Raw genomic sequence first — 25554 nt, 5'->3', positions numbered from 1 at the left:
TGGATTTAACTCAATTCTCCCTGAAAGCGAATTTGCTGGAAGCGATGGATGCTACCGCCTCCCGCTGCGCTAACGCATTCTATACGCTTCCCCTGACAAGTCACTTCTGACCCATCTACCCAAGCTTGCTGGGCTTCCATCCCGTGAAGTTGCACTTGGACACTGGCGTAAGGGAAAGCATAATCCCCGTGTTGTTCTTCCCAGGTGAGTTCTAAACCGTTCCCGTCCCGCACCATCCGGAATCGATCGAGCCGCGATTCTCCATATCCATCTCCGGCATCGCTGTAGAGGTGAGCTTCGCAAGTTTCTTGTACGGGCGGGTAGAGGTGGAGAATTAGTTGCCGATCTTCCTCCATTGGAAGAATACTCCCTGCCCTCACCAGCACTGGAATCTGCTCTAGCGGTGCATCCAAATTTACCGACTGCGAACCCTCCAGCACTGCATCATCCCAGAAACGATACCAACGACCGTTCGGTAAGAGGACTTCACGCGATCGCGCTTTATCTTCAACAATCGGACAAACTAGCAGTGCATCGCCCAACAAGAAAGCATCCTCTACATCCCAAAGTGCCGGTTCGTCGCTGTCAGCCCAGAAAAGCGGACGCACCGGAGAATAACCCTTCTGGCTGGCTTCCCAAGCCAATGTATAGAAGTAGGGCAGCAATTTATAGCGTAATTGCAAGAATTGCCGAATGATACTCAGGTAAGGTTCGCCATACGTCCACGGCGTGCGGTGTTCAACGTTATTAGAAGAATGGGTGCGGCAAAAAGTCAGAAAACTTGCCATCTGGAACCAGCGCAAGTAAAGTTCAGCACTCGGATTTCCCTGAAAACCGCCGATATCCGGGCCACTATAAGGAACTCCCGATAGTCCTAACCCCACAACCGTTGCCACCGTCTGGCGCAACGCCGCCCACGTACACTCAATATCCCCCGTCCAAGTCCAAGCATAGCGCTGGAGTCCTGCCCAACCCGCACGGGAAACAATGAACGGGCGTTGATGGGGTCGATGTTCCCGCAGACTTTCGTATCCCGCCTTCGCTTGCAGCAACCCGTAGATGTTATGAGCTTCGCGATGGTCGCCCCCTCTCCCTTCCAAGAAATGCCGCGTCGGTTTGGGAAGAGAGCGATCGCCCCAAAGAATAAACGCAGCCGGTTCGTTCATGTCGTGCCAAAATCCCGCCACGCCGACATCTAGCAAGTATGCATACTGCCGACTCCACCACTTGCGTACCGTTGGATTCGTGTAATCGGGGAAAACTGACCAACCGGGCCAAACTGGGGCAACAACAAGCTTACCGTTGGGGTGTTTGCAAAACGCATCGAGAATCTGACCCTCTAAGAACAAGTTGCTCTGGCGGCTGTACTTAATTCCTGGGTTGAGAATGGCAATAAACTGCACCCCTATCTCAGCCAGCTCTTGCGTAAAACTTCCTAAGTTGGGAAAGCGCTCCGGGTCAATCGTAAAGGCTCGATATCCCACCTGACAGTCAATATCTAGGTGAATCGCACTCAACGGCAAGTTATGAGCCTGAAATGTCTTCGCTTCTTTTCGGACTGCCTCTTCTGTACCATATCCCCACTTCGACTGATGATATCCTAAAGCCCAGCGGGGAGGCAGGGGAGAACGTCCCGTCAACTCCGTGTAACGCTCTAGTAGTTCCGCAGGCGAGCCGGAAGTAAAGTAGTAACGCAGCGATCCTCCGTCGAAGTCGGCTGTGGCGACATCCGCAAACGTAAAATTGGCATTAAAAGAGTTTTCATAGAAAACCAAGTAACTGCCAGCGGAGTGAAGACCCCAATAAACCGGAATGCAAATATACATCGGATCTGAACCGGGAGCATACATCCCAGCCGCGTCATAGTTCCACATCCGATATGTTTTAGGTTGCTGGGTAACTTCTCCTTTCTTTGTCACCTCCCTCGCTGCACGCAGGTTGAGGGAAGAAGCACGTTCTCCCAAGCCATAAATGCGTTCTTCTTCTCGTAGTCGTGCTTTGTGAATCCATCCCCCGTCTTTTCGCTGCGGCGGGAGTTCTTCCCGTAAGGTTTGTCCAGAAGAGTCGCAGAATTTCAGACTGCCATCGATTCCGACGATGACGGCGAGATTGTGGCTCGAAACCGTCCACCCCTCCGCCGTTTCTTCCAGCGTCGTCTCGACTTCCGACCAATCCTGACGAGCGATCGCATACGGAATCGGCGGTATCCCCGGCTTCCAATCCACTCGGACTAAATCGCCAGTCAGAAAACAAATTTCTAACTCTGCTTGCTCGAAGTAAAAATTAGCACCTCGATTGCTTGGCTCGCCCCGGAGTAATTTTCCGGGGTTGTCAAAAGCTTCCTCGGCTGGCAGATTGGGAAACTCCTGTTCAATGCGATCGCGTTGGCGAGAGTAGACGAATGCCTGCGGCATATAACTCACATAGAGCAGCGATCCTAGAAAAAAACGTATTTTTAGCGATATTTCTTTGAAGAGACTCATCGTGTTTATGCCAGAAGAGAGCTAATCTTTTTAACCGATTTAACAATTCTTTTAATCGAGTAACTCTTCAAGAGAAAAGCAAATTTATCCTAGCAATCTCATCAATCTTAAGTATGATCTCTTTGATTAAAAGCTCAATTGATTTTCTAAAAAATATTCTGGTGATTAAAAAGACACGACTGGTCAATTCTGGCAGGGTCGGTTTGAAAGCCTGTTGAGAGCGAGTTTCGTCTGGATAGCCAGTAGAAACAAGGGTTATCGCGTCTCTATCTATACTTATGGAGGATAAACAGACAGAAAATAAATGAGTAGAAACCAATCATAAATGTTGTTTTTTTAGTCAAATTTAAGCCCCAAGATAGGGTATTTCTCTAAACCAACGAGTCTAAGCTGAAAGAGATAAATTCAATTTAAATTGAGGAAGAAATTATGCCAGGTGGTCATGCAAGTCATAAAGGTACTTCAGCCAAACCCAACACCAATGCGAATGGTCGGATTGATACTGCGGCTGACTCCTCAGTAGAGCCAGCCGATCTTCTGGATGAAGGTGTTGATGCCAGAAGAGCCGAAGAAGAAAGTCCGGAGAATGCCGCCGCGACGCAACGACCAAATCAAGGCGGATCGGGGCAAGAACAGCAGTAATCGGCATTTATAGACCATTGCCAATCAAGATGAAGGGTGCCCAATAATAAGGGTGGCTAAGGCGATCGCTAACATTACCGGGTATATCGCGAATCCGTTCGACGACAAAAATGCCCCGTTCTTGACCCAAAGCCGTATAGTCGCCGGTAATTAAGGCGATTTGTGCTTGGCGGAGGGATTCAGCTTTCGGGGTATTGCCATTTTCTAGTGCGGTATAGAAAGCATTCATCAGTGCTTGGGTACCGCCATCATCGACCGTCCACAAAGACGCGATCGCCGCCCTCGCACCTGCCTTCTGCATCAGGTACCCAAAGCCTAAAATCTCTTTCCCATCACCTAATTGACCGCCGACTCCGGTTTCGCAAGCAGAAAGTACGACCAGATCGGTATTTCTGAGAGGCCAAGTTTCGACATCGCGGAAATTTGCGCGATCGCCATTGCCAAATAATATAAACGAATCTTCAGGTTTACCTGTGACAAAGGCGGCATGAGTCGCGAAGTGGAGGATAGAATAATCGCTGATCCGGGCTAATATTTCCTTTTCGCTAAAGTCCCGGTTGAGTAAACCTGTCGTGTTAGGAAGCATCGCCGCCAAGTTTTCGACTTCCTTTCCTGCAAAGCGCAATCCTCCAAAGTTGAAGTTGCGATCGCCGACTTGAAAGCTGTAATTTCCCTGACTGAACGCACCCGCTAAAATCTTAGGCGTTTGGGGTTTCTTGTCCCACTCGGTCAAACTTAAGGCAGTGATATTATTGACGCGGTACTTCTGCACCAACCACTGATTGCCGTCATACAAAGCCGCTAGGGGAATGTAGCGCAATTGTCCGTCTGGAGCATAGATAATGGTCTGGGCGTTCGCTTCTTTAAGGGCAGCTTCTATCGGTTGAATGAGCCAATTGTAGAGTTTTTGGGCAGGTTCTTTAGCATTCGCATTCGGATTTGTTAAGGCAGAACGAAAGTCGGCAATGGTGCGGTTGAGTTCTTCTCGTTTGACGGGGACAGTCTGATGAATCGGAGGCGCGTAGGGGGTAATGAGTACCAGTTCCAGGCGGTCTTCGAGAATCAGCGGATAGAGGAGAACAGCATCTTGTGCCAGTTTTTTGAGATTATCTTGTAAACCTACAAGCATTTGCGGGCTAAGGGTTTCGCCGTCTGTGGTTTGGTTCAGTTGCCCAACCAGGGCGACAATTTGGGGAGAACCGATAAAATCGAGAAATTTTCGGGTCGATTCCCGCTGAGCGGTTTCAATCTCCCGTCGTCGCTTTTCCTGCTCAGGGGTGCGATCGCTTGCAGGAATTTTCTGGAGTTTCTGTAGTTCTTTACCAATTTGGACAACGGAAGCGAGTTCAGTATTATACTCGCCCAAAAGTCGCTCTTCTAAGGGTAAATATTCCACCCCCGGTTTTGTATTTTCGTTCCCTTGTACGGTGCGGAGGTAATCGTCGAGTTCTTGAAGTTTGAGCAAGTCGAGGACTCGTTGCGCTTCGAGTACCCGGTTTTCTTTGAGCAAAAGGTCGGCGAGACGACGATAGGTGGCTGCAACGGTTTCGGTGTAAGACTGCTGTTGCTCTTTTGGCAGGATTCTTAAATCTTTGCGAATCGCTTCCGTGACATTGACCGATTGTTTCAAGAAAGCGATCGCTAATTCTGGCTGCTTTTCCTCTAAAAGCACACCAATATTATTGAGGGTTACACCTTCCCCAGGCTTATCGCCAATTTCTTTGCGAATGGCTAAAGCTTGTTGATAAAACTCCAACGCTTTTGGGTCCTGCTTCTGGTCGTAGTAAACTGCCCCAATGTTATTGAGGGTTGTCCCTTCCCCCGCTTTATCGCCAACTTCTTTACGAATGGCTAAAGCTTGTTGATAAAACTCTAATGCTTTCTCGTACTGTCCCCGGTTGTAGTAAATTGCCCCCATATTATCGAGGGTTGTTCCTTCCCCCGCTTTGTCGCCAATTTTTGTGCGAATGGCTAAAGCTTGTTGATAGAACTCTAACGCTTTCGGGTACTGATTTAAGTTGCGGTGAACTAACCCGATGTTGCTGAGAGTGTTTGCTTCCGACGCCTTATCGCCAATTTCTTGACCAATCGCTAAAGCTTGTTGATAAAACTCCAACGCTTTTGGGTACTGTCCTAGCTCGGAGTAAACTAACCCGATATTGTTGAAAGTCACCCCTTTCCCTGCCTTATCGCCAATTTCTTGACCAATCGCTAAAGCTTGTTGATAGAACTCCAACGCTTTCGGATATTGTCCTAGTTTGGCGTAAACTAACCCAATATTGCTGAGAGTCACCCCTTCCCCCGCCTTATCGCCAACTTCTTTGCGAATGGCTAAAGCTTGTTGATAAAACTCCAAAGCTTTTAAATATTGCCCCAGCTCAATATAAACTGCCCCGATATTGTTAAAAGTCACCCCTTTCCCCGGCTTGTCACCAATTTCTTGACGAATGGCTAAAGCTTGATTAAAAAACTCCAAGGCTTTCGGGTACTGCCCCAGATTAGTATAAACTCCCCCAATATTGTTGAGGGTGCCTCCTTCACCCGCCTTATCGTCAATTTCTTTACGAATGGCTAAAGCTTGTTGATAAAACTCCAAAGCTTTTGGGTACTGCCCCAGGTTGTTGTAAACTAACCCAATCTTGTTGAGGGTGTTTCCTTCCCACGCTTTGGCACCAATTTTTGTGAAAATGGCTAAAGCTTGTTGATAAAACTCTAAGGCTTTCGGGTACTCTCCAAGGCTGTTGTAAACTGCCCCCATGTTGCTGAGAATTACCCCTTCCCCCGCTTTGTTGCTAACTTCTCTAGCGATGGCTAAAGCTTGCTGATAAAACTCTAAAGCTTTCGGGTACTGTCCCGACTCGTTGTAAACCGATCCCATGTTGCCGAGGGTTGTCCCTTCCCCTGTCTTGTCGCCAATTTTTCTGCGAATGGCTAAGGCTTCGCTAAAGAACTCTAGGGCTTTTGGGTACTCTCCGAGGCCGTGGTAAACTGCCCCCATATTGTTGAGGGTTGTCCCTATCCCTGACTTGTCATCAATTTCTTTGCGAATGGCTAAGGCTTGCTGATAGAACTCTAGAGCTTTGGGGTACTGGCTCAGTTTGCGGTAAACTAACCCGATGTTACTGCGAGTGTTTCCTTCCTCCGCCTTGTCCCGACTTTCTATAAAAATCGCTAAAGCTTGTTGATAAAACTCTAAAGCTTTGGGATATCGATCCAAGTTGTCGTAAGCTAGCCCAATGTTGTTGAGGCTGACTCCCTCGCCTTTGCGATCGCCAATTTCTCGATTAATCGCTAAAGCCTGCTGGAATTTCTCTAAGGCTTCTCGAAATTGCCCCCTGTCTAATTGCTGAAGTCCCTCTTCGTTCAGCCGCTTTGCCTTAGCGTTTCTATCTTGGGTCGTTTGCGCCTGAACGACCAGAGGCTCAAAGTTTGAGGTAAGCGGTAAAAGGGGAAATGTTACCGAAAGTAATAGAGTCGCAGTAGTAAAGCTGAGATATCTAAGACGGTAGTGCATTGGGAAGTCCTCTTGCCGATTGGTAGATGGCTTGCTCCCTTATCTATATCTTTATCTGAGCCACAGTTATGTAAAAATTTGCTCAGTTATCAAGCACTCCGGTTAGTGGCAAAGCTCATAGCTTGCACCAATGCTAAGCCGAAGGGCATTTGTAGAGACGCGAAATTGCCTACAACTTAATTTAGCGAAATTATTTTTAAGTCAGCTCAACTAACCGCAACTAGGCGAAATCATATCAAATTTTAGGGAAATTAAAATTCTTAAACTGCGATTCGCTCTTAACTGAACTAAATTGAGGAATTAAGACTTACAGTTTGGATGGCAAAAGCTTCCTCCTCCCTGTAAGATTCCTCAAAACGATTAGCGATTAATGGGTGCTACGCAATCTAGATTGACTGCGGACGTGACCATTTTGCGAAAAGCGCTCCGCCAAGATTTGTTGATAAACTGCTTCGTAGCCATCAGTCATCTGTTGCACGCTGAAGTGACTTAGCACGTGTTCTCGACAAGCGTAGCGGTTCAATTGGGCAGCTTGATCAATTGCAGCGATCGCTTCTTCAACGTTGTGGGTTAAAAAGCCTGTCTTCCCGTGAGCAATCACTTCTGGCGTAGAACCCATCTTCATGGCAATCACTGGCGTTCCCGATGCCATCGATTCAATCATTACTAACCCAAACGGTTCGCGCCAGGTAATTGGGAACAAAGTTGCAACAGCCCCTCCCATCAATGCATTCTTTTGAACATGGTTTGCTTCACCCAAATATTCAATCTGCTTGCCATCGATGTGAGGCTTGATTTCCTGCTCAAAATATTCCACATCAACGACATCCACTTTTCCTGCCATCTTTAAGTGCCAGCCAGAACGCTTAGCAATTTCTATTGCCAAATGTGGCCCTTTTTCCGGTGAGATTCGACCTAGAAAAGCCAAGTAAGGGGGGTTATCCGGCTGGGGGTAAAACTCATAAATCGTTGGATTGATGCCGTTGTAAACCGTAGCGACGCAGTTCAGATTTAGTCTGGGTTCCCGCTGGTCATTGGAGATACTAATAAAAGGTTGACGGCGGGCGTGCATAAACAGCTTTTCATTGTCTGGGGTAAAAATGCCATGCAGGGTGTGAACAGTAGGCGTTTTTACCAGATTCGCATAAGGCAAGGCAGCGCAGCCCATGTGAGAGTGAATGATATCAAACTTATCTGCTTGCTCGTAGACTCGACTCAATTGCAGCATTTCGTAAATGCTATATTCCTTCACTGAGGAGTCTAAACGGAGTGCCTGTGGATGAACAGATTCTAATTTAGCGAGACTGATGGAATCACCAGATGCAAACAAAGTGACCTCATGACCGCGCCGGACTAATTCATCGGAAAGTAACCCGACAACCAATTCAATGCCGCCATAAGCTGGAGGTGGAACACGCTCCCATAAGGGTGCCACCTGTGCAATTCTCATCACTAACCTCCTAATTGTAGTAAGGTAAAAATTAGATTAGAAGAGGCTCTGTTCTTTAGATATCTTATTCCTTGTGAAGGAATTTATAAACAGAGGGGATTTCTTCACAAGATTTTATTGAAACTTATTTAGTTTTGTAAATGCTACTTTGGACGGAAACTTGGAATCAAAAAGGTAGAGATATCCGAACCGAAAAATATAAAATTTGAAATATAATTTTGAGAATAAAAATACTTGGGTCGTGCGAGTTTTGCGCGTAATAATCTCTTTTTAGCTGGCGCTATAGCAACCCTATTTGAGTTATGAATCAGCAGTTCAGATACCCGACTTCCTTAAGGAAGTCGGGTATCTCGCTTTCACGCATCATTTAGGACTGCTATATCTTTCCGGAAGCAATCGGGAAAAATATAACTCATATGTGAGGTATCTGTGAGGTGTGTTCCAGCCACCTCCCAGTCAGCTCAGTATTGAGGTAACTGAATTAGCTTCCCACAACAGGTTTCGTTGACGAAGCACAATAACTATCACTCACGACTGTAGAGGTGGAAGACATCTTTACAACTTGTCTGTGAGATTCTTTGGACTGCAACGGTTTCTCTGGATGCATCACAATCTTCTTACAAACAACTTGATGGCTGCCTACATCTGCAAAGCTCCAGATGTAATTTTCAAAGTCACTGCTAGTCGCGTTAGCTGGAGATAGCGCTAACGCAGACAATAACACTATCTCCAAAGTTAATAGAGCTACGATCGCAATTCTCAACATAGTATTTCTACCGAACTAAAAATTTTCCTCATCTGTATTTCTCTAATTATTCCCTGAATTTTCGTCTTCGTAAAGAACCAGGCTTAACCTGGATTCCAATGAAACCTAACCGCACCACGCTTTGATGAGCAGCTGCAACACTACTGGAGATTGAAGGCTGCTGTAGGTGTGTATTTCAAAATCTCAGTTCAGTTCAAGCCATTGATGCGGCGATTGAAGCAGCACTCAACAGAAAAATTGGAATAGTACTTTAACTTGTGGGAATGCACAAAGCTGTTATGTGAAAAAATTAACCGCGATCGCACTTGCAGTGATTGCGATCGCGGTTGGTTGTCGTTTCAGCAACAGACAGAAGCAATTCCGTCTATCGCTTGTCTCTCAGGAGGAATGGGGGATGCGAAGCGCGTTAATTAGGAAGCGATCGCTGATTCAGCTGGAGTCTGGTCATTATGACCGTTACCTTGTTCGCTGTTCGCTTCTACAGTCGTAGAAGCGAACAGCGATTTCCTTTGGCATCGCTATAGCGCGATCGCGCATGGCTACGCTAACGCTTCCCGCGCCTTGGCTTTCACCCAAGTTGAGTCTAACGACTCGGTGTTCGTGCTTCTTCCACCTTAGGCAGCGTCAGCGTTAAAACACCATTCTGGAAGTCAGCTTGTACCCGCTTGTTTTGCCTTGCTGTTGACTTAAAATCTTGAGACTCCTAGGGCTGAAGCTCCTGGGAGTCTCAATTCAGCACAAAAGTGGAGTTTTCGCCAGAAGCCATGAAGTGACCCAGATCGTACTCGTGCTGCGATTGGGTTCGCCATTTTTTGTGATTCAAATCACAAGAGACGCTTAAAAGAATCACGTTTTGTTATCCCATCGCATCACCAATGACAACCGGAAATTCACCGATATTATAGATATCGAGTTCAAGTTTCAAGCGATGCCTTCTATCCAACTTCTCCCCACCGCCCTCTCCGAGTTATTCGCTCAAGTTACTTATTCTGGTTCCCTGACGCTTGCCGACCGCTACGGACTTATGGCAGCGCTATTAGATGATTCGCTGGGTGAAGAAGAGAGAGATGTCATCGACCGTCTGCTTCGCGCCGCGTGTAAAGGACGGCTTTCGTTAGTGGAGCAAATTTCGGCTGTAATGTAGAGAACAAAGCGGACGGGACTCTAGATAAAAAATAATCGGACTCGAAAGAACTCGCTCCTCAGTACACCCCAGATGGGTACTGGGGTTTTTTGCTTTTAATCGCTTTGATTTGGCGAACGTTGGAGTTTAAATTAACCTGAGTTTGGGATAAGAAAAGGAGGAGACGTGTAAGCTGAAATGAGTTAAATCTATAATTCAGCCAGTTCCTTCCATATCTAGTGCCAGAAGAACTTTTATGGCACATCGACGATTTGTGCTGCCACTTTGAACCCTAGTGGTGAAAGTCCCAGCTTCAGTAGCCAAAACCCAGAATTTAAGCTATACAACGGTCGTACTCAGCGGCAGCAGATCGCCTTTGCATCTACACCAAGATATCTAAACTTTCCCCTGCAAAAGAGTGGTTATACTGCGCCACAGCGGTGGTTGGGTTGATCTACAACGTTTCAAGCAGGATGGATGACTTGACCCCGAACCGGGAGGAAGATGGAAAACTCAGTGCCTTGCCCCAACTCCGACTGGACTTCCAGCCGACCATCATGTTTCTCTAGCACAATCTGACGAGCGATCGCTAAGCCTAACCCCGTTCCTTTGCCAACCTCTTTAGTAGTAAACAAATGATCGAAAATCTTAGATTTGATTTCCTCATTCATGCCTTTACCGTTATCATTAATGCGAATTTCAACCGTATTTTGTTCTGGTAATAATGCAGTTTGAATCGCGATCTGTTGGGGATGATGTTCTAATTTTTCAAAGATTGTTTGCTGTGCCATTTCATCGAACATATCAATCGCATTAGCCAAAATGTTCATAAACACCTGGTTAAGCTGACCGGGGAAGCAATCAATTTCAGGGATTTCACCGTAGTTTCGGATAACTTTAATGGCAGGCCGATTTTCATTCGCGTTGAGCCGATACTTGAGAATTAACAGCGTACTATCTAACCCTTCGTGCAGCTTGGCGCTAATTTTGTGTTCCGTATCGGCACGAGAGAAGGTACGCAGACTGGTGCTGATGCCTTTGATGCGATCGGTCGCCCCTTGCATTGAGTCAATTAACTTGGGTAAATCCTCCAAGAGAAACTCCAGGTCAATTTCTTGGGCCAATTCGGCCACCGAACCAGTAGGCGGCTGCTGCTGCTGATAGGTGTCTAAATATTCACGCAGGTCTTTTACATAATCTTTGGCATTATTAATACTGCCGTTGAGGAAGCTGACTGGGTTATTAATTTCGTGAGCAACTCCTGCCACCAAGTTACCCAAAGTAGCCATTTTCTCGTTTTGCACAATCTGAAGCTGAGATTCTTCAAGCTGTTGAGCATAGGCTTGGGCTTGCCGATAGAGGCGAGCATTCTCCAGTGAAATCGCAGCTTGGGCACAGAGCAGATTCAGCAACTTCACGCGATCGCGGGTAAAGGCTCCTGTTGCCAGGTTATTTTCCAGATAGACCATGCCCAGCAACTTGCCTTGTTGCAGAATGGGGCTGCACAGCAGACTCTTGGGCTGTTGGTTTTGGATATACACATCACCGATCAATAGCGGCTCTTGCACGGCGTTGCTAATCACCGCAGACTGCAAGTTGCGTTTAACTTTTGTTACCAAACTGATGGGCACTATACCACTATCGACAAGCGACTGCGCCGGATGCAGAATCTGCGTTTCGATTTGACCCGATTCCGTAAGCTCTGCCTTAGCCTGAACCGTGAGATTTTGTTCCTCACTCAACATCAAAGCGCACTGCGTCGCCCCTGAGGTTTGTATTACCGTAAGTAAGAGAGTGCCAATTAACTGCTCAAGCTCAATTTCACTAGAAAGAGTTTGGGAAGCTTTGAGGATGGCAAACAGATCCAGGGAATCAGAAATACTGGTGGAGGAAGTATTCGTAGCGGTGACAGTTCCAGTGGCAAATACGGTTTCGTCAACAGAGAATGGTGTCTGCGTTGGTTGGAGGATGGGAGCCAGTAGTTGAGGATAGCGAGTTTCTAAGTCGGCGAGTTTGGCTTTCGCCCCCCAGCGAGCATAGCCATAATAGGCTTCAATCATATAAGCTTGGGCGATCCGCTCTTTGTTCCAAGCCAGGTAAAATTTTGCCGCTAGTTCATTGGCAAGGGCTGCTTCCTGAGGGTAGCCATTGGTTTTGGCACCAGCGATCGCTAGGTCATACAGTTCTATTGCTTCCGTTTTGCGATCGAGAACGCGATGTTTTTCAGCTTCTACTAGATGATATTTGTGCAAGTAATTCATGGGGCCATAATCTGCCCACTCTTTTAGCTTGGCTTGATTTTCTTGCATTCGCTGCCATCTAGGTTCTGACTCCAACATCGATTCTGGCGGAGTTGCCAGCACGGTCAGAGAATCATAGAAATATAAGATCGGTTCAACGGTACTTCCCATCCCTCCGGCTAAATACTGTCGGGTTTGAGTGGCATCGTATTCCGCCTTGGCAAAGTCTTCCAGCCAGTAATTCAATGTGAATCGATACAGGTAAAAGAAAGATAGTCGGTAAAAATCGACTTTTGCCTCATCCAGAACTTGTTCTTCATAGGCATCCTGGCGTAGGAGAATCTCTTCCTCTGACTCACCCAAAAGAATTTGAGCCGCTTGCCAGTAAGCCAAAACACAGTTTGCTGCCGTAACTTGGTGGAGGTCGCACAACTGTTGGTAATAGGCGCGGATTTGTGGTTCGAGTTCAGCGAGCGGTTGACCGCACCAATAAGCATTGAAGCAGTACAACTGGGCATCGTAGCCCATAAATTCTAGATTGCCAGTTTCTAATCCAGCTTGATAGCCTTCCAGCAGAATCGGCAACGTTTCTCGCAGATGGATCGTCCAGTGACCCACATATCCCCCCATTAACAGGGCTGTTGCGGCTCGAATATTTTTGGCATCTGGCTCTGAGGCGAGTTGGTATCCTAATTGCCCAAACTGAGGTACCTTGGTCATGTCTCCCCACAATATCCTCAGTTGAAAGGCGTAACCCGCGTAGCAGTAAGGGGAAACCGGACTATTGCCAAATTGAATTGATAATTTAACCTGGAGGGCTACGACCAGAAAATAAAGCTTTGTGCCGGACATATAGCAGACGGGGGTCAGTCGCGCTGCATTTTGCATAATCGCGAGCTGCTGAGGATCGCTCATGGGGGGCAGATAAAGAAATGACTCAATGGCGCGATCGCCAATTAAGGCATCAATTTCCTGCTTCAGGAGCCGAATATCCTCTAGCGTTGTTTCGTCTGGCAAGTTCACGCCCAACATTCGGAAGACCGATTGACCGATCGCGATCGCTTCGACAAATTGATTGCGGGCGACTAACGCCTGAATTCGGACTTGATAGACTTGCACCTGTTCTAGTGGTGTTTTCGCACGAGCAATCACCGCTTCAATCCACCGATCCATCTGCTCAAAAGCACCCGCTAAGAAAGCTACCTCGGCAGCTAAGTCGTGCAGAGCTAAGGTCATTTCGTACTGCCGGTGCCAAGCGTCTGCTCCTAGCAGTTGCAGCCCTACGGTGGCATATTCGCGGGCGGCTTGATAGGCGGTTGCCAGTCTGGCTTTGCGGCAAGCCATGAGATTGAGTTGGGCGAGTTCGTCCCGTTCCTGTTGTGCCTCAACCAGCGTCGTTCCATAGTTCAACTGATTGACGATTTCAAAAATGCGTTCTTCTCTGGCGCCTGGGGAAACTTGTTGCAGCAACAGTTGTCCGATTTGGTAATGAGTCGTCTGTTTTTGCTCGTTAGGGATGAGAGAATAGGCGGCTTGCTGAACGCGGTCGTGGAGAAAGCGATAGGAACAGTTAAAGGTTGCTGCCTGGTTGACGTCTGCCACCTGAAGTGGTGACGGCTGATAAAACTTATAGACCTCGGCAATCGGTAAAATCACGCCTTCTTGCAAGGCTTTCCAGAGGTCGATGGCGGTATCTTCGGGCGATCGCTCATTGACAATCGCCAAGGTTGCCAAATCGAACTGAGCGCCAATGCAAGCTGCCAGTTTCAAAGCAGTCTGGGTTGCAGCAGGTAATTTTTGCAACTGAAGTGCCATAAACTCGACGACATCATCCGTGAGCGCGAGTAACTTCACCGTTGCTAAGTCGCACTGCCAATGTCCTGCCTGGGAATCAAACGAAATATAGCCGTCCTCATGCAGGGCTTTGAGAAATTGGGTGAGGAAGAAGGGATTTCCCTTGGTTTTTTGACAGACCAACTCTGTCAATGGCTGAGCTAATTCAATCGAGCAACTCAGCGTATCTGCCGTTAACTGATTCACATCCGCTTGGCTCAGGGGTTCCAGGGTGAGGGTATGGATCGGGGTTTCAGCTTTTTTGACCTCATCGAGCATCAGCATCAAGGGGTGAGTCGGGAACACTTCGTTATCCCGATAAGCTCCGATGATGAACAGATAACCGCGTTGCTTGCCGCCGTAGGCATCGCGCTCTGTCAGCAGTAGCTTTAGCAAGTTCAAAGAAGCGGAATCAGCCCACTGCAAGTCATCCAGGAAAATGACCAGTGGATGCTCTGGGGTGGTGAACACCGTGATGAACTTCTGGAACAGCAGATTGAAACGGTTCTGAGCGGCGCTACCAGAGAGTTCGGGTACAGGGGGTTGTGGGCCGATAACCTGTTCGAGTTCAGGAATTACCTCGATCAGCACCTGACCATTGTCACCCACTGCTGCCAGGATCTTCGCTTTCCACTCTTGCAACTGCACGTCATCATTGCTCAGCAGTTGACCCATCAGGTCGCGGAAGGCTTGGACAAAGGCGCTAAAGGGAAGATTGCGGTTGAATTGGTCGTATTTACCTTTGATGAAGTAACCATGCCAACGCACAATCGGCTTATGCACTTCATTGACGACGGCGGTTTTGCCAATACCGGAAAAACCGGCTACTAGCATCAGTTCGGAGGCTCCGTTGGCAACTCGACCAAAAGCTTCAAGCAAGGTTTGAACTTCTTGTTCTCGTCCGTAGAGTTTTTCGGGAATCAAAAAGCGATCGCTGATATCCCGTTCACCTAACTGAAACCAGGCGAGTTTGCCAACAACCTGATACTCTTGCTGACATCTCATGAGATCGTACTTAAGACCAAGGGCACTTTGATAGCGCTCTTCCGCATTCTTAGCCATCAGTTTGCGGAGGATTTCACCGAGCAGGATGGGCAAACCTGGGTTGAAATCGCAGACTGAGAGGGGTTGCTTCGCGATATGGGCATGAACCATTTCCATTGGCTCGTCAGCTGGGAATGGTAACTGTCCCGTAAGCAGTTCAAAAAAGGTAATTCCCAAAGAATAGAAATCGCTGCGATAGTCAATCCCCCGGTTCATCCGCCCGGTTTGTTCTGGTGAGATATAGGCTAGGGTGCCTTCTAGAATGTTGGGATTTTGAATCTCTTGGGTTTCGCGGGGTAATAGGGAAGCAATGCTAAAGTCAATCAGCTTAATCTGCCCAGTTTCGGGTTGAATCAGAATGTTGGCGGGTTTAATGTCTTTGTGAATAATTCGTTGCTGATAGAGCTGGTGGAGGACATCCACAATTTGCAGAGCAATTGGCCAGAATTGTTCAACCGTCAGCGGGGAAGTCTGGATGTAATGACGTAGAGAGATGCCACCAATGTCTTCCATCACCAAGGCATAGCCATGAGCATAGGGTTCTAGACTCATCGGTTGGACAATGCCTGGAATGTCGAGATTTTTTGCGATCGCATACTGATTGCGAAACTGCACCAATTCGCTGAAGCTAGGATATTCGTGCCGCAGTGTCTTAATCACCACCGGACATTGCTGTAACCTTTGCACTCCTCGATAGACAGCTGTCCTAGAACCTAGATACAGTTGCTCAACCAAGGTATAGCCAGAAAGTTTTGGGAATTGCTGTACTAGAGGAGTCATTAGGTTTAAAAAGCGAGCTTTAACTTTATTCCTAGGATTCCCTAAAATGTTACGTATGTAACAAATAAGCTAAAAGTACAACTTACTTAATTATTCAGAAACTTTCTATATATCCCTATCGGCAGGAGTGTGAGAACACAGCATCCCTAAGAACAGACGCGATCGCGTGTCGGAGGGAAGGTGAACCTGCTGTGTGGGTTGATTGCAAGAATGCCATCAGCCCAAGAAACCGTCGCTCGATCTGGACTTTGCTTTGCCCCAAGTTGCTTAACCCGAACTCAGGTTAAATTACCCTCCCCGGTATAGCTTCGATTCCGGTCTTTTTGGGAGTAGGATGCAGAAAAAACCTTTGGAAGGAGAAATCTCTGTGTCCTTCAGAAACCCTTTACCCAACTACATTAACGGCGAGTGGTGTGCTTCCCGCGCCACCGAATACCTGGATGTGGTAAATCCCGCCACTGCCGAAGTCTTAACTCAGGTTCCTTTGTCACTTGCAAGCGATGTCGAGGCTGCTGCTGTTGCGGCTGCGGCTGCCTATCCGAACTGGCGACGCATCCCGGCAACGGAACGAGTGCAATATCTATTTAAATTGAAATTTCTGTTAGAAGAACATTTAGATGAATTATCTCGCATTGTTACGCTGGAATGCGGGAAGACGTTTGCTGAGTCAAAAGCAGAATTACAACGGGCAATTGAGAATGTAGAAGTTGCTTGTGGGATTCCCATGTTGATGCAGGGTTATAACTTGGAGGATGTTGCCCGTGGGATTGACGAAATGATGATTCGTCAACCTGTGGGAGTGACCGCAATCATCGCGCCGTTTAATTTTCCTGGGATGATTCCCTTCTGGTTTTTGCCGTATGCGATCGCTTGTGGAAATACAACCATTCTTAAGCCTTCTGAAAAAGTCCCTTTGACGATGCAAAAGGTCTTTGAATTATTAGAAAAAACTGGATTGCCCAAAGGCGTCGTCAATTTGGTCAATGGTGCCAAAGAAGTGGTCGATGCAATTTTAGAACACTCCACAATCCGCGCTATTAGCTTTGTCGGTTCTTCACCCGTCGCCCAATATGTCTACAGTAAAGCCGCCGCCTTTGGGAAACGAGTGCAATGTCAGGGAGGTGCGAAAAATCCCATCATTGTCCTGCCAGATGCGGATATGGAAATGACGACTCGAATTACCGCCGATAGTGCTTTTGGCTGTGCCGGACAACGCTGTTTAGCGGCTTCTGTGGCTGTAACAGTGGGAGAAGCGCGGCACACTTTTACGGAAGCGATCGCAAATGCGGCACAAACACGAGTCGTTGGCTATGGCTTGGATGAGAAAGTCCAAATGGGTCCGGTAATTACCCGTCAAAGCCAAGCGCGAATTGAGCAATTAATTCAACAAGGAGCTGACGAAGGTGCGACGGTATTAGTAGACGGACGTAGCGCCAAGATTCCCGGTTACGAACAGGGAAACTTTGTCCGACCGACAATCTTGCAAAATGTCAACCCAAAAAGCGAATTAGCTCGTACAGAAATCTTTGGTCCGGTGTTAGGAGTGATGCATCTGGAGACGATTGAGGATGCGATCGCATTAGTCAATGGCGGTCAATGGGGAAATATGGCTTGTTTATTTACTAGCAGTGGTGCGGCAGCGCGGCAGTTTCGGTATGAAGCAGAAGCTGGCAATATTGGCATCAATATAGGAGTCGCTGCACCGATGGCGTTCTTTCCGTTTAGTGGTTGGAAAGATAGCTTCTACGGCGATTTACACGGTCAAGGGAAAGACGCTGTAGCGTTCTTTACGCAAACAAAAGTTGTAGTTGAACGCTGGCCTAAAACGTGGTCGCGTCAGTTTTAGTCTCACATCAAATAATTGGATTTCACAATAAAAACCTCACGTCCAATTCCTCTCCTTCAAAGGAACGGCAAGCCATAAAACCTTTAGCATTTTCCCCTCTCCGTTAACGGAGAGGGGGTAGGGGGTGAGGTTCTTTGGGATTTTATCGATTAAACCGCCACATCAGGACGGCGCAGTTGACGCCATAAAATTAATAACCCTAATGCGATCGCAAATCCTATCGCTGTAGCAGCAATCAAAGGTTGATTGGCTTGACGTACTGCGATCGCTACGAATGCCCAGATAATTACCAAGGGGTAGGCAATATCCGCGCGGTTTACGGTAATCGTGGCAGCGATCGCTGCCGCGACAACCAGCAGAATTACCGTCCATATTTGAGGACTGATGCCCCAACCATTCCAACCTAAATAGTCAAGCGTACTCGCCACATTCACAATCGTCGCAACACTAATCCAGGCTAGATAGATGCTCAAGGGAATGTGAACGAACCATTTTTGTGCCCTTGAAACTCGTTCTAAACCAATTCCCAACCGCAGATAAATCCCAATCAGGGACAGCAATATGAACAGCATTGCCACAACTGAGAGTGAAAATAGCTGGTACCCGAAAAGAAACACCCAGGCGATTTGTGCAATACTCGCTAATACCAAAAAATACCCTTCCCGACGCAGATAGGGATTTTGTCTTTGAGCGGGTAGAACTTGATAGACTCCAAAACTAATCAAACCTAAATAAATGACTCCCCAAATCGCAAAAGCATAGTTGGCGGGGATAATGGGGACATCACTAAAGAAGCGATTAGAAATTTCCCCAATTGTCAATCCATTGGGAGGAGCCACATTTGCATAGACGTTAATCGCAAATGCGGCAAGAATAGCGATGAAATTTGCAACTGACCGGAGGAAATCTGAGTCGAAGCGCTGATTGGCAGATTTCATATTGTTATCGCCTCTGTTTCAAGGCTTTGTTTGACAATTCAAAATAAAAAATTGTGGCACTGGTTTTCTAAAGAGTAAGAACTGGTCAAACCATTACCAAATCTAGGTTAGACAAGTTCATCACGCTTTGAGGAACCAGTGCCACGAACGCAGCAACCCGCTCAAGAGCATACCGGGTAAAGATAGTGATTTCTGCTAGCGATCGCTAAAAGACACAACGATGATTTTAAGCGTTCGTCATAGCAGGACAAGCAACGTTCGTCCCACCTAGCCCACAATACCCATTTGGGTTTTTGGCGAGGTACTGCTGATGATAGGCTTCTGCGTAATAAAACTCAGGAGCATCCAGAATCTCAGTGGAAATTTCCCCATACCCAGAGGCTTTCAGGGCTTGCTGATAAGCGTCTCTGGATGCTTCAGCCAGCTTCTTCTGGCTCTCTGAATACGCATAAATTCCGGAACGGTACTGAGTACCGACATCATTGCCTTGACGCATTCCTTGGGTGGGATTGTGGCTTTCCCAGAAGAGTTTCAGGAGTGTTTCGTAACTAATCACTTTCGGGTCAAACACAACGAAAACCACTTCATTGTGCCCCGTCATGCCACTACAAACCTCTTGATAAGTAGGGTTTGGCGTGGCTCCTGCTGCATAGCCAACTGCGGTGGTGAAAACTCCAGGTTGCTTCCAGAATATGCGCTCTGCTCCCCAGAAACACCCCAAGCCAAACATCGCCATCTCCATCCCATCGGGAAAAGGAGGTTTCAGCGGATTACCGTTTACATGGTGAGTAGCGGGGACTTGCATGGGTTCTGCCCTTCCCGGTAATGCTTGCTCGATCGTGGGCAGACTTTGCTTTTTACCAAATCCGAATAGCGCCATTGATTCTGACTCTGTTTTTTGTTAAACGTTTTAACCTTACTTCGTATTGTAAAGATTTTGGCATCCCCTGAAGAGTGGGGAGGAGGTGGGGTTAGCCGCAACCTTACCCCCCAACTCCCTCGACCTTCACCCAGAGGAGGCTACTTCTTTGCGTTTTTGTTGAGCTAAAGGGAGCTAGCTTCTCCTCTCCCTGCTTACGGCGTAGGGTCAGATAGGACGTATCGCTATATTCCTAAGCGTGGATGCTGCCATCTGGTAAGATTGCTCCGGCTAAGTTCGCTCCAGTCAGTTTAACCAGGATTCGGTCTTGCGACCCAATCTTAGCGCCCCTTAAATCGGCTCCCCTCAAATCGGCTCCGCTGAGGTCGGCTCCAATTAAGTTAGCTTCTCGCAAATTAGCGTTGTTTAGCTTCGCTTGCAGCAGGTTGGCTCTAAAAAGATTCGCTTTTTCTAGGTTGGCTCCCTGAAGATTCACCTTATGGAGGAAGGAATCGCTCAAGTTGGCGTTGCTGAGGTTGGCATTGCTCAAATTTCTTCCTGACAAGTCCTTTTCTTTCAGATTGGCTCCGCTCAAGTTGGCTCCGCTCAAGTCGGAATTCGGCTTAGGAGTTTGATAGGAAGATTGAGGCGGTGATTGATAGGAGTAACTAGATTGATAGTAAGGACTCGGTGAATGAGCGCGATCGCGTGGCGGAGGTTCGGGATTTCGGGTCTTTTCGCTGGGTCGAACTGACCGCAAGCGATCGCGTGCCTGATTAATCTCTTTCAGCTTTTCTTGAGCTTTTTGCTGTAACCGAGGATTATCTTTCGGGATGCGATCGGGGTGCCAAATAAAAGCCAAATCCCTATAAGCCTGGTTCACTTCATCGAGTGACGCTCCAGGCTCTAATCCCAGCACTTTGTAGTATCCATCTAGATCGCTCATTATCACTACCCTAGCAGGCGTTGCCGGTTGAACGAATGCTTCTTTTGGAGTGAAGTAATGAGACCCCGAAACCTCTAGGGGCGATCGCACTCCTGTTGCCCATCCCATCAAATCATCGCGTTTTGCAACGCTCTAGCACATCTTCAGCGATCTGCTGCCACTCTTGGTTTAGGTCTTCTTTAAACTCTGGTCGTCCGGTGCGCCGATACCAGTAAAGGGCATTGCTTTTGTCGCCTTCTTTTCGATGGAGGTAGGCGTGAACCCAAGCACTGTCAGCATCACTGGCATTTTGCACAATTTGATGAGCTTTGTCCCAATCTCCTTTTTTGTCGTACCACAGCGCCTGCAAGGCTTGAGGTAGAGACTCAGGACATCTTTCCTGTTCCATCAACTGTGTAAATTCATCCAATCTCATCATCTGGTCTCGGATTGTTTAAAGAAAGGCACAGACTAAGAACGATTATAGAAATTTGGTCGAATCAACGCACGCCGACTCCCTTCCCAGTATCACTTTACTGAAAAGTTCTGGTTGCTTGGGTTGCAATACATCAAAACCCGAACCGAAATGAATTGAGTCTGTAGTGGCAAAGCGCTGTTTGCTTCTACAGACTCAATCTATTTCAACAACAAAATCACTCGACTTTGAACTGAGAACCCGATCGATCGAGGCGATAAACTAAGGTTTTCCCGTTGCCATCCACAGCGACTCGCCAACCTGCGACCATTGCTTGAGCGCAGCTATTTTCCGTACCAGGCAAATCAAAACAGGTATTTGACCACATCTGACTTCGACCTTCGAGGATGTATAGCTGAGAAGTGGGGACTTTTAATTGCTTACTGGCATCCTGCAATACCACCTTGGCAATGGAATTAGGCAAAGAGTCTTTGCGTGGGGGCATTTCGCTTATTGCTTCCGTCCTAATTTGCTCAGCAGATTTATCGGTACGATAGACCTGGTATTGCTTGGGTTTGCCTTCCACCGTCACCTGCCAACCCGGTGTCTGAGCGCTCATGCATCGCTCTACAGGACTCGGAAGATCTAAACAGCCATTAGACCAAGTTTGCTGTTGAGTTTTTGTAATTAGAAGTTGAGAGATTGGTAAAGTTAAATGCTCGGATGCTAACTTTAAAACTTGCTCAGCAACCGCAGGAGGCAATTTTTTCGCCTCGTTTGGCGGGCTCTCTCTTTGATAAAGCTGAACCTGGGAACCCACTTTGTCAGTGTTATAAATCCAGCGTTTTTGCCCGCTTTCTACGGTGACTTGCCAGCCCTCCACGACAACTGGATCGCAGGGATGGGGAAAAGTCGAAACTTCGCAACCATACGTCCACTCTGCCTGCTTGGCATTCACAATGCGTCCGGTGTTCGCCAGAAGTCCCCAGTTTTGGGTGGCATCTTGCAAAACGGCCCTGACAATAGATTTAGGCAATTTGGCATTAACGATGCTGCTAGCGGCTTCATTTAATCTGATCTGGGAGCCGTTGCGATCGCTTCGATAAACTAAGCTTTGTTGCCTAGCTTTTATAGTGACTTCCCAAGCAGGCATATTAATTTTAGTGCAGCCTTCAGCCGGACGCGGCAGATTTAAACAGCCGTTGGTGTAAATCTGTTCATACTTAACGATGCGTAGTTGCGACGCTTGTAACCCCGTGCGTTGAGATGCCATTCGCAAAACGGCATTGGCAACAGAAGACGGTAACTTTTCTTTCTTAGATACTTGTTTGACGGGATCGGCAACAGCAGCTTCTTTTAAGGTTAAAGCAGTACATAAAGATAAAGACAAGCTGCTAGTTAACAAAATCAAAGTAGCAATTAGCCACTTTTTAGGATTTTTAGTTCGATTCATTTTTTCCATAATTAAGACTACTCCAAAGCCACTTGAATTAAAGCTTAGAAGTTTGATGTTTGCTTGAAGTTTATACAATAGTTTGAGACGTGGCTGCAAAACCTATGTTCCAAATTTAGTTTTTTCTGGGTTTGACAGGCACGTTAGCACAAGGCTATTTTGCGTTCCTGGATTTTGAACGCACTCAAAGCACTTTATAGAAAATAAACCTAAAATCAGATTGCCATAACCGCAATTTTTAATTCTGTCGGGAGAGTTGCTACTATTTTTATAACATTGGGATTAGGGCATCTAAAGTGTTGGTTTCAAAAACTGAAACCACTGATATTATCTAGGCGGCTGAAGTCGCAGCTATATCAACTAAACCCACTTACAGGGATTCTAAAAGTCTTATTAGTTACCTATCTTCTCAAGCTGAAAGCACTATTCCTTATAAGAAACTATCTTTCGCGCATGAACAATACTCAGGACATCGTGCGTCCAAGTTGGCAGAATTAATGTCATCGCAATTTCTTCTAGCGTGTGAAGGCAACCTACAGCAATCATCATGAATAGCGTGAATCCAGCATAATTAAAACCGAATAGAGCAATTGTGGCGATGAACAGTGTTACTCCCCAAGTCTTGGCTGAATAAGTGTGATAGCTGGCAGGTTTTCCATATTTCGCCAAGTTGACTACCAACCAGATTAATTGCATCAAGATAATTAGGCTCAAGGGTATCGAGAATTCAGTTATTACATCAGGATGCACTAACCATGCACTGATTCCGATACATAGATAAAGACAAACATCAGCTAAACTATCGGCTTGCCGCAAAGAAGCGGTACTGACACCGATTCGACGGGCGATAACGCCATCAAAAATATCTGAAAGGAAGGCAAGTACAAAACCAAAAATGAACCAGTTACTGGTTATGCCGTCAAGGGCATCCCATAATAGCAAAGGGCTTAGACAGAGGCGGATAATAACCAGTGAAAAGGGAATATATTGCAGAATTAATGATAAGTATCTTGGGCGATCGCGTTGGGAGTGTTCGACTGTATTTATGTTGTTCATGTTATTGAAGGCATGAGTAGGCGTGTGACGATAAAGACGCGATCGCTAATTCTATTTCGCTTTTGTGAAGCTACACATCAGATCCCCTCAACCCCCTTAAAAAAGGAGGGCTAAGAAGAAGCTTATGTGTGCCGGTCAAAAAATGAATGGCTATATCTAAAAAGGAAGTGCTGTTATCGCTTGCATCTCGTACTGCTCATTCGCTGCTATATCGCTGGATCTCGCGCTTGTCCCTAAAGGCAAAGGAAGTGGTTCATGGCGTTCCAGGCGGTTGAGGGGTGTGCTGGTTGTAGTTTCGTAGGCAAGCGCAGTGTGGAGGTAAGCTAGGATTTCCATCATGGGTAGATGCCTGGGGGGTGAAGTTCTCGATTAGCCTTAGTTTTATGGGAATCCAGATTTATAGGGAGCGATCGCTTACCAGTTTTTGAAAAGTGTGCCTGTTTGGTGGCTGTAAACCTAGTTTTCTCGTAGCGGCTGCGGCTTGAGAAGGGGTCAGTTGTAAAATTGGCTGACGCATTAGGAAAATAGCGAAGTCTTTTTCGCCTTGTCTACGCTTTGGCAAAGGCAATTGGTTGCGGAGCATCTCAATGATTACCCGACCGGGTGATTTCTCAGAACAACAAGCGCGACTAAGATAAGCCCAGCGAACAACACGATTGAATACAACGGTTCGGCGTGCGCTGGTAAGTTTTGTAAACTAGCTTCAGCCAATTGCAGTTTTTTGTAGTATTGTACTACAAGTCCCATGACTGGGAAATTACTAAAAAGTATCTAAGGAGGAAGAGTGATGTTAGAGCGTGTAGCCGTTAAGACCGCCACAACCATTCAGACGCAACACCCCATCCTCACAGAGATTTTCATTTAATTATTCTGATGTACGCGAATAATTTACGCGATTCCTCTGTGAGTTTGGCGGTCTATAACCGCACCCATAGAGGAAACTTCAATGAATTTAGAGTTGTTGGGCTGGAATCGTTTTTTTGAAAAAAACTTTGACAGCTATTTTCAACAAGGATATACTGTTGGTCGAGTTGCTCTAGAGCAAAAAAATACCTACCTTCTCTACACTGAGTTTGGAGAATTGTCGGCAGAAGTAACGGGAAAAATGCGTTACCAAGCCGAGGGGCGAACAGATTTTCCAGCGGTCGGAGATTGGGTAGTTGTTACCATCATTGACGATGAAGAAAGAGCAAAAATCCATGAAATTTTGCCCAGAAAAAGCAAGTTTTCTCGAAAAGCTGTAGGCGCACAAACAGATGAGCAAATAATTGCCACCAACATTGATACGGTGTTTTTAGTTTCGGGATTGGATCTAGACTTCAATCTCCGAAGAATCGAACGGTATCTAATTTTGGTTTGGGAAAGTGGAGCGAATCCAGTCATCATTCTGAATAAAGCCGACTTGTGCGATGAAGTTGAGCAACGAAAAGCGGAAGTAGAAGCGATCGCTCCTGGCGTACCGATTATTAGCTTGAGTGCAATTGAGAACCAAGGACTCGATGCCTTGAGTCCCTATCTCGGTACGGGACAAACGGTAGCACTAATTGGTTCTTCGGGAGTCGGGAAATCGACGATTACCAATCAATTAGCTAAAAAGGACATTCAAGCAGTTCAAACAGTACGCAAAGGAGATAATCGAGGTCGCCACACCACAACGCATCGAGAGTTAATTATTTTGCCTTCTGGGGGTTTGCTGATAGATACTCCGGGAATGCGAGAAATTCAGATGTGGAATGGAAGTGAAGGCTTTCAGGAAACCTTTACTGATATCAATACGCTTGCTACAGAGTGTCGTTTTCGCGATTGCCAACATGAAGCCGAACCCGGTTGTGCAGTGCAACAAGCTTTGCTTGATGGCATTCTAGATAAGCAACGTTTTCGGAACTACCGAAAACTTCAACAAGAGCTTGAATACAATAACCGGAAACAAGATCAAAAAGCGTCTTTAGCCGAGAAAGAAAAATGGAAAAAAATCCATAAAGCTCTAAGAAATAATCCAAAACGCTAAGCAACTAAGCCATTATCTTAGTCAGCAAATAAGCGTTAATTTCTAGGAGCAACAAGCAAGAACCGGGAGGTGGAGCCTTGAAACTTCCAAGCTAAACTTGGAAGTTTCAAGATTTCACCTAGGCAGTTTAATTCGTGTAGCCATGAGTTGACTTGCCAGCGTTTTTTTATCAACACTCA

The 25554-nt window shown here is 46.7% G+C and carries 18 protein-coding genes and 1 pseudogene; 6 read left to right on the top strand and 13 right to left on the bottom strand.

Translation table 11 applies throughout. From position 1 onward, the window contains the following. Positions 1–5: 5 nt before the first annotated feature. Positions 6–2483: a glycoside hydrolase family 31 protein gene (locus H6H02_RS07980; protein WP_190816342.1), complete on the bottom strand. Its 2478-nt coding sequence runs from the start codon at positions 2481–2483 to the stop codon at positions 6–8. 429 nt (positions 2484–2912) lie between these two features. Between H6H02_RS07980 and H6H02_RS07975 the strand changes: the two genes are divergently transcribed. Then, positions 2913–3125, top strand: coding sequence for a hypothetical protein (locus H6H02_RS07975; protein WP_190816340.1), 213 nt, complete (start codon positions 2913–2915; stop codon positions 3123–3125). Between the two features lie 7 nt (positions 3126–3132). Here the strand turns inward: H6H02_RS07975 and H6H02_RS07970 are convergent, their stop codons facing one another. The 3 genes from H6H02_RS07970 to H6H02_RS07960 all read right to left on the bottom strand — a co-directional run bounded on the left by H6H02_RS07970 (position 3133) and on the right by H6H02_RS07960 (position 8855). Further along, on the bottom strand, positions 3133–6639 hold the full coding sequence (locus H6H02_RS07970) for a tetratricopeptide repeat protein (protein WP_190816338.1): 3507 nt from the start codon (positions 6637–6639) through the stop codon (positions 3133–3135). 367 nt (positions 6640–7006) lie between these two features. Then, positions 7007–8089 carry a glycosyltransferase family 4 protein gene (locus H6H02_RS07965; protein WP_190816336.1) on the bottom strand — a complete coding sequence of 361 codons (1083 nt, stop codon included), beginning with the start codon at positions 8087–8089 and terminating at the stop codon, positions 7007–7009. Positions 8090–8570: 481 nt separating this feature from the next. After that, entirely contained in the window at positions 8571–8855 is a 285-nt protein-coding gene (locus H6H02_RS07960) for a hypothetical protein (RefSeq protein ID WP_190816334.1), read from the bottom strand. A gap of 280 nt (positions 8856–9135) precedes the next feature. On the opposite strand from H6H02_RS07960, the gene H6H02_RS07955 reads away from it, so the two are divergent. After that, positions 9136–9345: a hypothetical protein gene (locus H6H02_RS07955; RefSeq protein ID WP_190816332.1), complete on the top strand. Its 210-nt coding sequence runs from the start codon at positions 9136–9138 to the stop codon at positions 9343–9345. Here the strand turns inward: H6H02_RS07955 and H6H02_RS27850 are convergent. After that, positions 9312–9534: pseudogene (locus tag H6H02_RS27850) on the bottom strand (hypothetical protein); the annotation flags it as partial. The gene H6H02_RS07955 and the pseudogene H6H02_RS27850 overlap by 34 nt on opposite strands. 174 nt (positions 9535–9708) lie before the next feature. Between H6H02_RS27850 and H6H02_RS07950 the strand changes: the two are divergent. Both H6H02_RS07950 and H6H02_RS07945 read left to right on the top strand, forming a co-directional pair. Next, positions 9709–9999 (top strand): hypothetical protein, encoded by a 291-nt coding sequence (locus tag H6H02_RS07950; RefSeq protein WP_347342583.1) that lies wholly within the window; start codon positions 9709–9711, stop codon positions 9997–9999. Positions 10000–10263: 264 nt separating this feature from the next. After that, the gene (locus tag H6H02_RS07945; RefSeq protein WP_190816331.1) at positions 10264–10431 is read left to right on the top strand and encodes a hypothetical protein; all 168 of its coding nucleotides are present in this window, start codon (positions 10264–10266) and stop codon (positions 10429–10431) included. A gap of 11 nt (positions 10432–10442) precedes the next feature. Here the strand turns inward: H6H02_RS07945 and H6H02_RS07940 are convergent, their stop codons facing one another. Continuing rightward, on the bottom strand, positions 10443–15875 hold the full coding sequence (locus H6H02_RS07940; protein ID WP_190816329.1) for an ATP-binding sensor histidine kinase: 5433 nt from the start codon (positions 15873–15875) through the stop codon (positions 10443–10445). 367 nt (positions 15876–16242) lie between these two features. Between H6H02_RS07940 and H6H02_RS07935 the strand changes: the two genes are divergently transcribed. Beyond that, a complete protein-coding gene (locus H6H02_RS07935) occupies positions 16243–17721 on the top strand; it encodes a CoA-acylating methylmalonate-semialdehyde dehydrogenase (protein ID WP_347342582.1) in 1479 nt (492 codons plus the stop codon). A gap of 149 nt (positions 17722–17870) precedes the next feature. Here the strand turns inward: H6H02_RS07935 and H6H02_RS07930 are convergent, their stop codons facing one another. The 7 genes from H6H02_RS07930 to H6H02_RS07900 all read right to left on the bottom strand — a co-directional run bounded on the left by H6H02_RS07930 (position 17871) and on the right by H6H02_RS07900 (position 23706). After that, on the bottom strand, positions 17871–18659 hold the full coding sequence (locus H6H02_RS07930; protein WP_190816325.1) for a tryptophan-rich sensory protein: 789 nt from the start codon (positions 18657–18659) through the stop codon (positions 17871–17873). A 226-nt stretch (positions 18660–18885) separates the two neighbouring features. Beyond that, on the bottom strand, positions 18886–19539 hold the full coding sequence (gene msrA / locus H6H02_RS07925) for a peptide-methionine (S)-S-oxide reductase MsrA (protein ID WP_190816323.1): 654 nt from the start codon (positions 19537–19539) through the stop codon (positions 18886–18888). 232 nt (positions 19540–19771) lie between these two features. Beyond that, positions 19772–20464, bottom strand: a complete 693-nt coding sequence (locus H6H02_RS07920) for a pentapeptide repeat-containing protein (RefSeq protein ID WP_190816408.1) — start codon at positions 20462–20464, stop codon at positions 19772–19774. A gap of 112 nt (positions 20465–20576) precedes the next feature. Beyond that, complete coding sequence (locus H6H02_RS07915; RefSeq protein WP_190816406.1) at positions 20577–20879, bottom strand: hypothetical protein; 303 nt, start codon at positions 20877–20879, stop codon at positions 20577–20579. 217 nt (positions 20880–21096) lie between these two features. Beyond that, positions 21097–22311, bottom strand: a complete 1215-nt coding sequence (locus tag H6H02_RS07910; RefSeq protein WP_206757265.1) for a hypothetical protein — start codon at positions 22309–22311, stop codon at positions 21097–21099. Between the two features lie 423 nt (positions 22312–22734). Continuing rightward, positions 22735–23367 (bottom strand): CDP-alcohol phosphatidyltransferase family protein, encoded by a 633-nt coding sequence (locus H6H02_RS07905; protein WP_190816319.1) that lies wholly within the window; start codon positions 23365–23367, stop codon positions 22735–22737. A 156-nt stretch (positions 23368–23523) separates the two neighbouring features. After that, positions 23524–23706: a hypothetical protein gene (locus H6H02_RS07900; RefSeq protein WP_190816317.1), complete on the bottom strand. Its 183-nt coding sequence runs from the start codon at positions 23704–23706 to the stop codon at positions 23524–23526. 607 nt (positions 23707–24313) lie between these two features. Here H6H02_RS07900 and rsgA point away from each other — a divergent pair. Next, on the top strand, positions 24314–25375 hold the full coding sequence (rsgA, locus tag H6H02_RS07895; RefSeq protein WP_190816315.1) for a ribosome small subunit-dependent GTPase A: 1062 nt from the start codon (positions 24314–24316) through the stop codon (positions 25373–25375). The last annotated feature ends 179 nt before the right edge of the window (positions 25376–25554 follow it).

It is taken from the genome of Coleofasciculus sp. FACHB-1120 (genome assembly GCF_014698845.1).
Taxonomy (GTDB): Bacteria; Cyanobacteriota; Cyanobacteriia; order Cyanobacteriales; family FACHB-T130; genus FACHB-T130.
Note: the sequence above shows the minus strand (reverse complement) of the source record. Positions and strands in the feature narration are given on the sequence as shown.